11 protein-coding genes are annotated in these 12782 nt (G+C 55.4%); 5 read left to right on the top strand and 6 right to left on the bottom strand.

The genetic code is table 11. The annotated features are described in order from the left end of the window. Positions 1 to 85 precede the first annotated feature (85 nt). The 3 genes from hldE to AOY24_RS18445 all read right to left on the bottom strand — a co-directional run bounded on the left by hldE (position 86) and on the right by AOY24_RS18445 (position 5804). Positions 86 to 1519: a bifunctional D-glycero-beta-D-manno-heptose-7-phosphate kinase/D-glycero-beta-D-manno-heptose 1-phosphate adenylyltransferase HldE gene (gene hldE, locus AOY24_RS18435; RefSeq protein WP_042998180.1), complete on the bottom strand. Its 1434-nt coding sequence runs from the start codon at positions 1517 to 1519 to the stop codon at positions 86 to 88. 47 nt (positions 1520 to 1566) lie between these two features. Then, the gene (gene glnE, locus AOY24_RS18440) at positions 1567 to 4395 is read right to left on the bottom strand and encodes a bifunctional [glutamate--ammonia ligase]-adenylyl-L-tyrosine phosphorylase/[glutamate--ammonia-ligase] adenylyltransferase (protein WP_054177131.1); all 2829 of its coding nucleotides are present in this window, start codon (positions 4393 to 4395) and stop codon (positions 1567 to 1569) included. A gap of 107 nt (positions 4396 to 4502) precedes the next feature. After that, positions 4503 to 5804: an inorganic triphosphatase gene (locus AOY24_RS18445; RefSeq protein ID WP_054177132.1), complete on the bottom strand. Its 1302-nt coding sequence runs from the start codon at positions 5802 to 5804 to the stop codon at positions 4503 to 4505. A 241-nt stretch (positions 5805 to 6045) separates the two neighbouring features. Between AOY24_RS18445 and AOY24_RS18450 the strand changes: the two genes are divergently transcribed. Next, positions 6046 to 6666 carry a TIGR04211 family SH3 domain-containing protein gene (locus AOY24_RS18450; protein WP_042998183.1) on the top strand — a complete coding sequence of 207 codons (621 nt, stop codon included), beginning with the start codon at positions 6046 to 6048 and terminating at the stop codon, positions 6664 to 6666. A 65-nt stretch (positions 6667 to 6731) separates the two neighbouring features. Continuing rightward, the gene (locus tag AOY24_RS18455) at positions 6732 to 7973 is read left to right on the top strand and encodes a multifunctional CCA addition/repair protein (RefSeq protein ID WP_044265588.1); all 1242 of its coding nucleotides are present in this window, start codon (positions 6732 to 6734) and stop codon (positions 7971 to 7973) included. A 47-nt stretch (positions 7974 to 8020) separates the two neighbouring features. Here the strand turns inward: AOY24_RS18455 and bacA are convergent, their stop codons facing one another. Next, positions 8021 to 8842: an undecaprenyl-diphosphate phosphatase gene (bacA, locus tag AOY24_RS18460; RefSeq protein WP_042998185.1), complete on the bottom strand. Its 822-nt coding sequence runs from the start codon at positions 8840 to 8842 to the stop codon at positions 8021 to 8023. 150 nt (positions 8843 to 8992) lie between these two features. Then, positions 8993 to 9358: a bifunctional dihydroneopterin aldolase/7,8-dihydroneopterin epimerase gene (gene folB, locus AOY24_RS18465; protein WP_042998186.1), complete on the bottom strand. Its 366-nt coding sequence runs from the start codon at positions 9356 to 9358 to the stop codon at positions 8993 to 8995. A 106-nt stretch (positions 9359 to 9464) separates the two neighbouring features. Here folB and plsY point away from each other — a divergent pair, with 106 nt between their 5' ends. Continuing rightward, the gene (gene plsY / locus AOY24_RS18470) at positions 9465 to 10082 is read left to right on the top strand and encodes a glycerol-3-phosphate 1-O-acyltransferase PlsY (RefSeq protein WP_042998187.1); all 618 of its coding nucleotides are present in this window, start codon (positions 9465 to 9467) and stop codon (positions 10080 to 10082) included. A gap of 32 nt (positions 10083 to 10114) precedes the next feature. On the opposite strand, the gene AOY24_RS18475 is transcribed toward plsY, so the two are convergent. Then, complete coding sequence (locus tag AOY24_RS18475; protein WP_042998188.1) at positions 10115 to 11047, bottom strand: LysR family transcriptional regulator; 933 nt, start codon at positions 11045 to 11047, stop codon at positions 10115 to 10117. A 212-nt stretch (positions 11048 to 11259) separates the two neighbouring features. On the opposite strand from AOY24_RS18475, the gene ttdA reads away from it, so the two are divergent. Both ttdA and ttdB read left to right on the top strand, forming a co-directional pair. Then, the gene (ttdA, locus tag AOY24_RS18480) at positions 11260 to 12171 is read left to right on the top strand and encodes a L(+)-tartrate dehydratase subunit alpha (RefSeq protein WP_090048979.1); all 912 of its coding nucleotides are present in this window, start codon (positions 11260 to 11262) and stop codon (positions 12169 to 12171) included. Then, positions 12168 to 12773, top strand: coding sequence for a L(+)-tartrate dehydratase subunit beta (ttdB, locus tag AOY24_RS18485; protein WP_042324302.1), 606 nt, complete (start codon positions 12168 to 12170; stop codon positions 12771 to 12773). Before ttdA ends, ttdB begins: the two co-directional genes overlap by 4 nt. The last annotated feature ends 9 nt before the right edge of the window (positions 12774 to 12782 follow it).

A 12782-nucleotide genomic window follows, 5' to 3' on the forward strand; every position in this document is an offset into this window, starting at 1 on the left:
GTACATATTGTGCGCAAATCAGTTGCCTGATGTCACACTTTGGGAACACGGGTGATGCCCGATTTCCAGACATCACCGCCAGTGGTTATTTATCGCTGTCTTTCTGAATTTTTTTGATGATATTGGTGGTGGAGCAACCGTCTTCAAAGTTGAGCACCAGCACTTCGCCGCCGTTGGCCCACACCTCTTCACTACCGGCAATCTCTTCTGGCTTATAGTCACCGCCTTTCACCAGCAGATCCGGTAATACGCCTGCAATCAGGCGCTGCGGCGTATCTTCTTCAAAGGAAACCACCCAGTCAACGGCTTCCAGCGCGGCCAGCACGATCATCCGCTGTTCGAGCGGATTCACCGGGCGCGTTTCCCCTTTCAGCCGTTTCGTCGATGCATCGCTGTTGACCGCGACAATTAAGCGATCGCCCAGCTTACGTGCGTTTGCGAGATAGGAGACGTGACCGGCGTGCAGAATGTCAAACACCCCGTTGGTCATGACGACTTTCTCACCACGCTTACGGGCACTGGCAACGGCCTGCTTCAGCTCGTCTTCTGTCATCACGCCAAAGCCGGTTTCCGCACGGCCGCGTACCGCGTTTTCCAGTTCAATAGGCGACACAGTGGAGGTCCCCAGCTTACCGACCACCACACCCGCCGCCGCATTGGCAAAGAAGCAGGCTTCTTCCAGCGAATTACCGGCAGCCAGCGTCGCCGCCAGCACACCAATAACCGTGTCACCCGCACCGGTCACGTCATACACTTCCTGCGCCTGCGTCGGCATATGCAGCGGGGCCTTGCCCGGCTGCAGCAGCGTCATCCCTTGCTCGGAGCGGGTGACCAGTAGCGCGGAAAGCTCGAAATCAGCAATCAGCTTCATGCCACGTTCAACAATTTCTTCTTCGCTTTTGCATTTTCCTGCCACCGCTTCGAACTCAGAGAGGTTTGGCGTCAGTAGCGTCGCGCCGCGATAGCGGGCAAAATCAGTTCCTTTCGGATCGATCAGCACCGGCACTCCGGCTTTACGCGCCAGCGCGATCATCTGCTGAACGCTGGCTAACGCGCCTTTCGCATAGTCAGACAGCACCAGCGCCCCAATCGAGCTCAGCGCCTGGTTGATACGCTCATGCAGCGGCTGCGGATCCACACCTTCAAAACCTTCTTCGAAGTCGAGACGAATCAGTTGCTGGTTGCGTGAAAGCACGCGCAGTTTGGTGATAGTAGGATGGGTCGGGACAGAAACAAAGTCGCATTTCACGTTCACGTCCGCCAGCGTTTTGCTGAGCGCGCGCGCGGCATCGTCAATACCGGTCAGCCCGACCAGGCGCGAATTTGCGCCCAGAGAGGCAATGTTCATCGCCACGTTCGCCGCACCGCCCGGACGTTCTTCGATGGTATCGACTTTCACCACCGGTACCGGCGCTTCAGGTGAAATACGGCTGGTGGGCCCGTACCAGTAGCGATCCAGCATCACATCACCGACAACCAAGACTCCTGCACGTTCAAACTCTGGCAGCGTTACTTTCATTCCTGTCTCCTGAGAGATTCAAAATTTGCGCGCGATAATAGCACACTTCATTCTTCAACCAGCCACTTCTGCCAGCTTGCCCGCACCAGCGTACGTTCCGCCTCAAAACACGTTTGCGCCACATGGCCTGGCAGCTCCTGTAAGGCAAGGTGATGTAACTCATCACGCAGCGTGGTGTAGGCGTGGGTCAAGGCCATCGCCTCCTGCTCGTCCATAATGTCGTTTTGCGCTAACAGTTCCAGAATGCGCACATTATCCGACCAGCGGGTCAGTTTGGGTTTGTCATGGGCATAACGTAGCACCAGATATTGCGTGATAAATTCGATATCCGTAATACCGCCTTCATCAGCTTTAATATCAAAGCGATCGCGATGTTTATTGCCCAGATGCGCGCGCATTTTTTCACGCATTTCGCGCACCTCGTTCTGCAACGTTTTGCCATCGCGAGGCTGCGTCATAATATCGCGACGCACCGAATCAAACTGCGAGGTCAGTTGCGGGTCGCCGTAAACCACTCGTGCGCGCACCAGCGCCTGATGCTCCCACGTCCAGGCCTCATTTTTCTGATAATCCGCAAAGGACTCTGTGGAAGTCACCAGCATCCCCGCCGCCCCTGACGGACGCAACCGGGCATCCACTTCATACAGGATGCCCGAGGAGGTGCGGGTGCTGAACAGATGCATAATGCGCTGCGCCAGCCGCAGATAGAACTGCCGCCCGTCAATTTCCCGTTCACCGTCGGTCATCACGTCAACGGGGCAGTCATGCAGGAAGATCAAATCGAGATCGGAGCTGTAGCCCAATTCCCAACCGCCCAGCTTGCCGTAGCCCACCACCGCAAAACCGCGCCCTTCCCGCTCGGTAAGATGCGTCGGCTGGCCGTAGCGCGCCACCATTTGCAGCCACGCTTGTTGCACAACGGCGTCAATCATCGCCTCCGCCAGCCAGGTCAGGTGGTCGCTGACTTTCATCACTGGCAGCGTACCGGCAATATCCGCGGCGGCAATACGCAGCAGTTGCGTTTGCTTGAACTGCCGCAGGGCTTCCAGCTGTTGTTCTTCATCATCTTCCGGGACGCGCAGTAAATACTGACGTAACTCATCACGATACGCGTCGGTCGCCGTCGGCTGATAGAGCGTATTCGGATCGAGCAGTTCATCGAGCAGCAGCGGATAGCGCGCCAACTGACTGGCGACCATCGGCGACGCTGCGCAGAGCGAAATCAGATGCTTCAGTGCGCCGGGGAATTCACTCAACAACTCCAGATAGGTGGTTCGGGTGACAATCCCCACCAGCAGCGGCGTAATGCGCGACAGCGGGAGAGACGCGTCCTGGCGCGTACAGACATCACTCAGCAGGTGCGGCATCAGGTGGTCGAGCACCTGGCGACCGCGCGGGCCTATCGTGCGTTTATCCAGTTCTTTACGGAAATCGGCAATCAACGCCAGCACACGCAGGCGATCGTCATCCGTAAGATGCGACAGCACCGGCGGCGTATCATCTTCCTGCAAGGCGTCCTGCCACAGTTCGCGCCACTGTTCCGAGAGCGCATCTTCCTGCGTGTCAGTTTCGTCATCGCCTATCAGCTCGTTAAACACGCGCCGGACGTTCGCCATGTGCCCTTCCAGCGTTTCCATCAGCTGCGACCAGTTATCCGCATTCATTCCCCAGGCCAGCCGCGCCCGGTTAAGTTCATCGCCCGGCAGCGTCTGCGTCTGTTCATCGTTAATGCTTTGCAGCAGGTTTTCCAGTCGACGCAGGAAGAGGTAGGCCAGTCGCAACTGTTCGGCATCGTTTTCCGGAAGCAAATGCAGTGCGGCGATCGCGCTTAACGTCGGCAGCAGTGAACGCGATTGCAGCGACGGCTCACGCCCGCCGCGAATCAACTGAAATACCTGCACAATAAATTCGATTTCGCGAATGCCGCCCGCGCCGAGCTTGATGTTATCTTTCAGCCCCCGGCGACGAACTTCACGCGCAATCATCCCCTTCATATTGCGCAACGACTGGATCACACTGAAGTCGATATAACGGCGGAAGACGAATGGGCGCAGCATGGCGCGCAGTTCATCGACATAACGACCGTCGGTATCGCCCATGATCCGCGCCTTGACCATCGCGTAGCGCTCCCAGTCGCGCCCTTGCTCCTGGTAATAATCTTCCAGCGCCGCAAAACTCAGCACCAGCGGGCCGCTGTCGCCAAACGGACGCAGCCGCATGTCCACCCGATAGACAAAACCATCCTGGGTAGGCTGATCCAGAACCTTGATCAGCCGCTGCCCCATGCGTGTAAAAAACTGCGCGTTATCGAGTTCGCGGCGTCCCCCCTGGGTAGAGCCGTGCTCAGGCCAGGCAAAGATCAGATCGATGTCCGAAGAAAAATTCAGCTCACCGCCGCCCAGTTTGCCCATGCCCAAAATCAGCAGCGGCTGTGGGATACCGTCCTGACTGCACGGCGTTCCCCATTCCCGACAGCAGGCGTCGTACAGCCAGTCGCGTGCGCTGACGATCAGCGTTTCGGCCAGATGGCTTAACTGTTGCAGAATGTCGGTATCGTCCACCAGCGACAGCGCCTGCGCCCAGGCAATGCGCACCATCACGCGGCGGCGAAACAGACGCAGCTCATGCATCAGCGCCGCTTCATCATTCACCGTTGCCAGCGCCGCCTGTAACCATTCGCCGTATTGTTGCCAATCATCGGCCTGCGGCGGCGCGCTTTCCAGTTCCGTCAGCCAGTGAGGATGTGCAATGATGCTGTCCCGCACAAAATCACTGAATGTAAGTACTGACTTCGCTTGTACGCCAGATACGGATTCAGGTAACTGCTCTGCAATGGTTTGCCAGTACTGCTGTAACGGTGACGAAAGCGGCTTCATTAAAAGGTTCCTTGTAACGTTGCCGGATGGGGGCATTACGCCTTATCCGGTCTACAAAACATGTCGATCCGTAGGCCTGATAAGCGCAGCGCCATCAGGCACTCCGGTTATCGTTTCCCGCTGTGCAACCAGAACGGTTGCTGGTTGTTCGCCTCATTGCGGAAATGTTCAATTTCAATGTGTTGGCCGTTGGCAATAGCGTGATACAGCCCTTGCCAGTTCTCCAGCCAGGCCTGAACCACCGGCGTATCGTAATACCCCGCCAGCAGTAAAACGGTGTCGATATCGCGGCGTAAACGCGGCAACTGATCGTGATACTGGTCACCCAGCGGTTGTCCAAAAACGCTTTTCAGCTCAGCGGCGGTACGCGAAAGATGGATATCGGCGAAGCGCTTGAAAGAATCCGCCATTTTGGCCTGCGCCTTTGCATCCAGAAACGGCTGCCAGGCTTTGGTCACCAGCCACTCAGTCAGCGCCAGTTTCGCCATCGCCGTTTGGGTGGTATACACCGCCGTCACGGCAGAAACCGCAGAAGCGATGGTCGCTTCCGACTGGGTGAGCAGATCACGTAAGTGAGCGCTCGCTTTACGCGGAACGATGCCGCCAAACAGCATCAGGGTGTGACGCACCAGGCCCATCGCGGCCAGCACATGCGCCTTCGCGGCCTTATTGTCGCGAACCCAGAGTTCTTCGTGGTACTGCCATTGTGCCAGCGCCAGCTCCAGAGCGGCTTCCAGCCCGTGTTCCACGCTGGCTTTCGCGGGTGCTTTCAGCACCGCAGTCGGTTTGATCTCGCGTGGAGGATTCCCCTGCGCCAGATGATATCCACGCGCCGCTTTACTCAGGCTGCCCTGGCGCAGACCCGCCTGGTTCACCAGCTGATTCGCCAGCTTCAGAACCGCCCGGGTGTCGCCGCTCAGCAGTTCAAGCTCCAGCTCGCAAATCGGCTCCGCCAGTTCACCTGCTTTCACTTCGCCTAAATCGAGGGCGATTTCAATCTGGCTGCCATCCACGGTCAACAGCCATTTTTCACGTTCAAAATCGGTGCTGAACAGCGGCTGCACGCGGGAGAGGAGATCGGCAGGCAGCTCACCGTTGGGCCACACCTCCGGCGGAAATTGCGTTAAATCCAGCGTGGGCTCATTCAGGGGAACATTGTATTCCGGTCGCTGGTGTAAACCGCCGGTCACTCGTCCGGCAATTTTTAGGGTCATCTCATAGCGACCTTTCTCCCCACGAATACGCAGCCCCATATCGTGACCACGCAACCACTTATCCTCGGTCTCGTAGTAAATATTCAACAACGGGCTGGGTGCATGATGCTCGCCTCCGAGCGTATTCAGATGGTCACGCAGCGCGTTCACGGCGTCGTGATTAACGATAAATTTTAATTCAATTTCCTGAGCCATGGCCTTGTACTTACCGGTTATGTCACATAAGAGAGAATCACGACGAACTTACGGTGATCTTTTTTGTCAGTAGATAGTATTTTGCGCCAAATTGCCATGCAACGAGCAATTTGACGGGCGTAAAAGTTTTGAAGTAGCGGTAAACCGGACACAGATGATTCCGATTGATGTTGAATGCTTTGCGTAGAGACACTGATACCACTACTATCGTTCCACTTTCTATGACAATAACGACAGCCTGATGCCAAAATTACGCCTGATTGGATTTATGTTACTCGCACTTAGCGCTACTGCCGTGTCTCACGCCGAAGAAAAGCGCTATGTCTCTGATGAACTGAACACCTGGGTCCGCAGTGGTCCGGGGGATAATTATCGCCTCGTTGGCACGGTCAACGCGGGCGAAGAAGTCACACTGTTACAAACTGACGCCAACACAAACTACGCGCAGGTTAAAGACAGCACCGGGCGGACGGCCTGGATCCCGATGAAAGAGCTGAACAGCACGCCCAGCCTGCGCACCCGCGTGCCGGATCTGGAAAATCAGGTCAAAACGCTGACCGATAAGCTCAACAATATTGACACCACCTGGAATCAACGCACGGCTGACATGCAGCAGAAAGTGTCGCAGAGCGACAGCGTGATCAATGGGCTGAAAGAAGAGAATCAGAAGCTGAAGAACGAGCTGATTGTGGCGCAGAAGAAGGTCAGCGCCGCGAATTTGCAGCTTGATGATAAGCAACGCACCATCATCATGCAGTGGTTTATGTATGGCGGCGGCGTGCTGGGGCTTGGCCTGCTGCTCGGTTTGATCCTGCCGCACATGATCCCAAGCCGAAAACGCAAAGACCGCTGGATGAACTAAATCGCCTTCTCCGCCACACTGTCATATGATTAAGGGATTGTATTTCCCTGGAGAGGTGGTGTGGCGTGAAGATTTATCTGGTCGGTGGTGCGGTTCGGGATACGCTGTTAGGGCTACCGGTTAAAGATAAAGATTGGGTGGTGGTTGGCGCCACGCCGCAACAAATGCTCGACGCGGGCTACCAGCAGGTAGGTCGTGATTTTCCTGTTTTTCTCCATCCGCAAACCCACGAAGAGTATGCCCTGGCGCGTACCGAGCGTAAGTCTGGCTCGGGCTATACCGGATTCACCTGTTATGCCGCGCCGGACGTCACGCTGGAAGACGATCTCCAGCGCCGTGACCTGACCATTAATGCCCTGGCGCAAGATGGTGACGGTGAGATCGTCGATCCCTATCACGGTCGGCGCGATCTGGAGCAACGCCTGCTGCGCCATGTTTCACCAGCCTTTAATGAAGATCCGCTTCGCGTCCTGCGGGTGGCGCGTTTTGCCGCCCGCTATGCGCATCTGAGCTTCCGCATTGCTGACGAAACCATGGCCCTGATGCGCGAAATGACGCACGCCGGTGAACTGGAACACCTGACGGCAGAGCGCGTGTGGAAAGAGACCGAGAACGCGTTAACCACGCGTAACCCGCAGGTCTATTTCCAGGTCTTACGCGACTGTGGCGCGCTACGCGTGTTGTTCCCGGAGGTTGATGCGCTGTTTGGCGTCCCTGCTCCGGCGAAGTGGCATCCGGAAATCGATACCGGGATTCATACCCTGATGACGTTGTCGATGGCGGCGCTGCTCAGTCCGGAAGTTGACGTGCGTTTTGCCACGCTGTGTCATGACCTCGGCAAAGGCCTGACTCCGCCGGAGCTCTGGCCGCGTCACCACGGGCACGGCCCGGCGGGCGTCAGACTGGTCGAACAGTTATGCCAGCGCCTGCGCGTCCCGAATGAAATCCGTGATTTAGCCAAACTGGTGGCGGAGTTCCACGATCTCATTCATACCTTCCCGATACTGCAACCTAAAACCATCGTGAAACTGTTTGATTCAATCGATGCCTGGCGCAAACCGCAACGCGTGGAGCAAATTGCGCTCACCAGCGAAGCTGACGTGCGCGGACGGACGGGATTTGAAGCCGCGGATTATCCGCAGGGGCGTTTGCTGCGGGAAGCGTGGAAAGTGGCGCAATCGGTGCCCACCAAAGACGTTGTCGAGGCCGGATTTAAAGGTATTGAGATTCGCGAGGAGTTGACCCGACGCCGGATTGCGGCGCTTGCCCGCTGGAAAGAGACTCGCTTCCCGAAGGCGGTCAATTAAGGTGTGAATGCCGGATGGCGCTGCGCTCATCCGGCATGAGAGGTCGGTCAGAAAAACACCACGTAGACCGCCGCGGCGACGATAAAACGATAGATCGCGAACGGTATGAAGGAGATCCGCTTAATCAATTGCAGGAAGGTTTTGATGGCAACCAATGCAACTACGAAGGCGGTGACAAAACCGACGGCAAACATGGGGATATCAGCCGCCGTCAGAAACGACCAGCTTTTGTAGAGATCCAATGCGGTGGCCCCCATCATCATCGGTACAGCCAGCAGGAACGAAAATTCAGACGCGGCATAACGGCTCACACCCATCAGCATCCCGCCGGAAATGGTCGCCCCGGAACGGGAGAAACCCGGCCACAACGCCAGGCACTGGAAGCAGCCAATCATGAATGCCTGACGGTAAGTCATGTCGTCCAGACCCGGTGCGCGCGGTTCTTTCGGTTTCAGACACTCTGCAGCGATCAACAGTAAACCGCCCACCACCAGCGCATACATCACATTAACCGGGTTAAACAGCGATTTGATCGTATCGTGGAAGACCAGTCCCAACACCACCGCCGGGATCATCCCCAACAGAATGTGGATCAGCGTTAAACGGCCTTTACTTTCCCCTTCACGCTGCAACGGACGACCAAAGTGAATACCGATCAGGCCAAACAGACGCCGCCAGAACATCACCACTACCGCGAGAATGGACCCCAACTGGATCACCACTTCAAACGTCTTTGCCGTATCACCCTCAAATCCCAACAGGTGGCCCACAATGATCATGTGTCCGGTGCTGGAAACTGGCAAAAACTCCGTCAATCCTTCGACCACACCCAAAATTGCCGCAATCAGCAGCGAGTGCATATCGCTCATCAATAAACCCCTAAGTAGAAAAATTTACAGCGCAAAATGATCCAGCTTCATACCCTCAATAATTTGCGTGCAGCCAACGCACATGCAACCTGAAGTATGACGGGTATAGGACTCTTTTATATCCGTTTGGTTTAACAAATATGAAGATAATTATTTTTCTTTCAGATTATTGCTACGCTCAATGATTACGCCCACATTGGCCGCGCGCGCCACCGCGCCGGGCTTACTGAGTTTGATGCGCACCCACGGCGAATTAAAGCGCGTCAGCAGCAGTTCGGCCACCTCTTCGGCAACGCGCTCCACCAGCGCGAAACGCCCGCCTTCTACATGATTAACAATCGTCTCGGCGATATCCGCATAGCTCAGGCAATCGGCGACATCGTCACTTTTTGCTGATTTTCGGTTATCCCATGCCATTTCGATATCGAACACCAGCTTCTGTTCAATCGTCTGTTCCCAGTCGTAAACACCAATAGTGGTGATTACCGAAAGTTGCTCTATAAATACAATATCCATCACGACCTGCCTGCTTTTTGGCTAACCCGGATACCACTTCCGGCGAAATATGCGTATTATCCACAGAAGTAGCGTTTTACACGACATTTTCAAAACGGAACAGCTTATGAGTGCAATCGCGCCTGGAATGATCCTCTTCGCGTACCTCTGCGGCTCCATTTCCAGTGCCATTCTGGTCTGCCGCATTGCTGGCTTGCCCGATCCGCGTAGCAGCGGCTCCGGCAACCCTGGCGCGACCAATGTGTTACGAATCGGTGGCAAGGGAGCAGCCGCAGCGGTCCTGATTTTCGACGTCCTGAAAGGGATGTTGCCCGTCTGGGGCGCGTATGCGCTGGGCGTTAGCCCGTTCTGGTTGGGTCTTATCGCCATCGCCGCCTGTCTGGGGCATATCTGGCCAGTCTTCTTTGGCTTCAAAGGAGGAAAAGGCGTGGCAACAGCCTTTGGCGCTATCGCGCCTATCGGTTGGGATCTCACCGGCGTAATGGCGGGCACCTGGTTGCTCACCGTTCTGTTAAGCGGCTATTCATCGCTGGGAGCGATCGTCAGCGCGCTGATTGCCCCGTTCTATGTCTGGTGGTTCAAACCGCAGTTCACCTTCCCGGTCTCCATGCTGTCGTGCCTGATTTTGCTGCGCCATCATGACAACATCCAGCGCCTGTGGCGCCGCCAGGAAACGAAAATCTGGACCAAACTGCGCAAGAGACGCGAGAAAGATCCCGAGTGAAGTTGGCCGGAAATGGCGTTGTCCAGCCCGGCCTACAGCACCTGATAGCCCTCGTCCGGCTTGCCTAAGCGCTGCTGGCACCATGCTGCCAGAAACTCCACACAGACTCTGAGCTTCACGCTGCGGTACAGTGGTTCCTGATATACCGCCCAGATGTTGGCGCTCTGCGCATATTCCGGCAACACTCGCACCAGTTTGCCGCTTACCAGAAACGGCTGCACATCCCACTCTGAACGCAACATAATGCCTTTGCCTTCCAGCGCCCATTGCAGAACGACTTCACCGCTGTTGGAAGAGAGATGCCCGCTCACTTTGACCGATTTTTTCGTCGTGCCATTTCCCAGTTCCCATATTCCGTGCGTCATGTCACGCTCTTTTGTCACCAGGCAATCATGGTGACTTAATTCCTGCAAGGTTTTGGGTTCAGGATATTTTTGTAAATATTCTGGGGAGGCACACAATATTCTTTTATTCTTTGTTAACAAATGCGCAATATAATAATCCGGGATCTCATCGTTAATACGAATATCGAGATCGATATTATCCTGAACCAAATCAATTTGCCGATCGAAGAGTTCAAAATGGACCTGTAACTCAGGATAATTGCGCATCAATTCGGTAATCGCAGGTGCAATATGACTGCGGCCAAATCCGAAGCTACAGCCAATACGAATCATCCCTTCCGGGCGCGTTTTGATTTGCGTCACATCATCAATCAGGCGCTGATATTGCGTCAGGATCACCAGTGCCTGTTCATAACAACGCTGACCGCTTTCCGTCAGCGCCACCCCGCGCGCCGAGCGGTTAAGCAGCGTAGTGCCGAGCGTAGTTTCCAGAATCTGGATCCGCTTCGTCACAAAGGCAGGCGTTTGTCCGAGGGCGCATGCTGCGGCGCTAAAACTGCCCGTATGGACGATTTCCACCAACACCTGAAGGTCTTTGGCTAAGGGCCAGTTTTTGAGCATTTTTCGGGGTGTCCATGATAATTGATACCTGAAGTGTAATTCTCAATCTAAGGTTAATCTCTGCCTTTGCTCAATTTTCATCATCTTTCTTCAACATCATTCACGAACTGTTAATTGCATATACACAGTGGCAAATAATATAAAACCACACATTCAATGGTAGTTTGTGAGGGAGAATTTATTTCCAGACAAATAAAAGAACTGGAGTTGACATGATGAGCAATCAAAATAATCAAAATGCGGTTAGTACGCTGACGGAAATAGTCGCCAATTTTACCGCCATGATTTCCACGCGCATGCCCGACGATGTGGTGGACAAATTAAAACAGCTACGGGATGCCGAAACCTCAAAGATGGGGCAAATCATCTACCACACGATGTTCGACAACATGCAGAAGGCTATCGATCTTAACCGTCCGGCTTGCCAGGACACCGGTGAGATCATGTTCTTCGTGAAGGTTGGCTCCCGTTTCCCGCTATTGGGTGAGTTGCAAAGCATTCTCAAGCAAGCGGTGGAAGACGCCACGGTGAAAGCGCCGCTGCGCCACAACGCGGTAGAAATTTTTGACGAAGTGAATACCGGTAAAAACACCGGTAGCGGCGTACCGTGGGTGACATGGGACATTGTCCCTGATGGCGAAGACGCGGAAATTGAAGTTTACATGGCCGGCGGCGGCTGCACGTTGCCGGGGCGCTCCAAAGTGCTGATGCCTTCCGAAGGCTACGAAGGCGTGGTGAAGTTCGTCTTTGAAAACATCTCGACGCTGGCCGTCAACGCCTGCCCGCCGGTGCTGGTCGGTGTGGGGATCGCCACCTCCGTTGAAACCGCCGCCGTGCTGTCCCGTAAAGCGGTACTGCGTCCGATCGGCACCCGCCATCCGAACCCCAAAGCGGCAGAGCTTGAATTGCGTCTGGAAGAAGGGTTGAACCGGCTGGGCATTGGCCCGCAGGGGCTCACCGGCAACAGTTCGGTGATGGGCGTGCATATTGAATCCGCCGCGCGTCACCCGTCGACCATTGGCGTCGCTGTCTCTACCGGCTGCTGGGCGCACCGTCGCGGTACGCTGCTGGTCCATTCTGACCTCTCCTTCGAAAACCTGTCTCACACCCGGAGCGCGTTATGAAAAAGATCCTCACAACCCCGATCAAAGCCGAAGACCTGGAAGACATCCGCGTTGGCGATGTGATCTATCTGACCGGTACGCTGGTGACCTGCCGCGACGTCTGCCACCGCCGCCTGATCGAACTAAAGCGCCCGATCCCCTACGACCTCAACGGTAAAGCGATTTTCCATGCCGGACCGATCGTGCGTAAGAACGGTGAAAAATGGGAGATGGTCTCCGTCGGCCCCACCACCAGCATGCGCATGGAAGCCTTTGAAAAAGAGTTCATTGAGCAGACGGGTGTCAAACTGGTGGTGGGTAAAGGCGGCATGGGGCCGCTAACGGAAGAAGGTTGCCAGAAGTTCAAGGCGCTACACGTGATCTTCCCGGCAGGCTGCGCGGTGCTGGCAGCCACTCAAGTGGAAGAGATCGAAGAAGTGCACTGGATGGAGCTCGGTATGCCGGAATCGCTGTGGGTTTGCCGGGTGAAAGAGTTCGGTCCGCTGATTGTCTCTATCGACACCCACGGCAACAACCTGATCGCCGAAAACAAAAAACAGTTCGCCGAACGTCGCGGTCCCATCGTCGACGAAATCTGCGAACACGTGCATTACATCAAATAACCCTTCCGG

This window comes from Citrobacter sp. CtB7.12 (genome assembly GCF_001297795.1).
Classification (GTDB): Bacteria; Pseudomonadota; Gammaproteobacteria; order Enterobacterales; family Enterobacteriaceae; genus Citrobacter_A; species Citrobacter_A amalonaticus.

Bases quoted from the DNA above. Each gene is read 5' to 3' on its own strand.
- AOY24_RS18450 (WP_042998183.1), top strand. From the start codon at position 6,046: ATGCCAAAATTACGCCTGATTGGATTTATGTTACTCGCACTTAGCGCT.
- ttdA (WP_090048979.1), top strand. From the start codon at position 11,260: ATGATGAGCAATCAAAATAATCAAAATGCGGTTAGTACGCTGACGGAA.
- glnE (WP_054177131.1), bottom strand. From the start codon at position 4,395: ATGAAGCCGCTTTCGTCACCGTTACAGCAGTACTGGCAAACCATTGCA.
- bacA (WP_042998185.1), bottom strand. From the start codon at position 8,842: ATGAGCGATATGCACTCGCTGCTGATTGCGGCAATTTTGGGTGTGGTC.
- AOY24_RS18445 (WP_054177132.1), bottom strand. From the start codon at position 5,804: ATGGCTCAGGAAATTGAATTAAAATTTATCGTTAATCACGACGCCGTG.
- hldE (WP_042998180.1), bottom strand. From the start codon at position 1,519: ATGAAAGTAACGCTGCCAGAGTTTGAACGTGCAGGAGTCTTGGTTGTC.
- plsY (WP_042998187.1), top strand. From the start codon at position 9,465: ATGAGTGCAATCGCGCCTGGAATGATCCTCTTCGCGTACCTCTGCGGC.
- folB (WP_042998186.1), bottom strand. From the start codon at position 9,358: ATGGATATTGTATTTATAGAGCAACTTTCGGTAATCACCACTATTGGT.
- AOY24_RS18475 (WP_042998188.1), bottom strand. From the start codon at position 11,047: ATGCTCAAAAACTGGCCCTTAGCCAAAGACCTTCAGGTGTTGGTGGAA.
- ttdB (WP_042324302.1), top strand. From the start codon at position 12,168: ATGAAAAAGATCCTCACAACCCCGATCAAAGCCGAAGACCTGGAAGAC.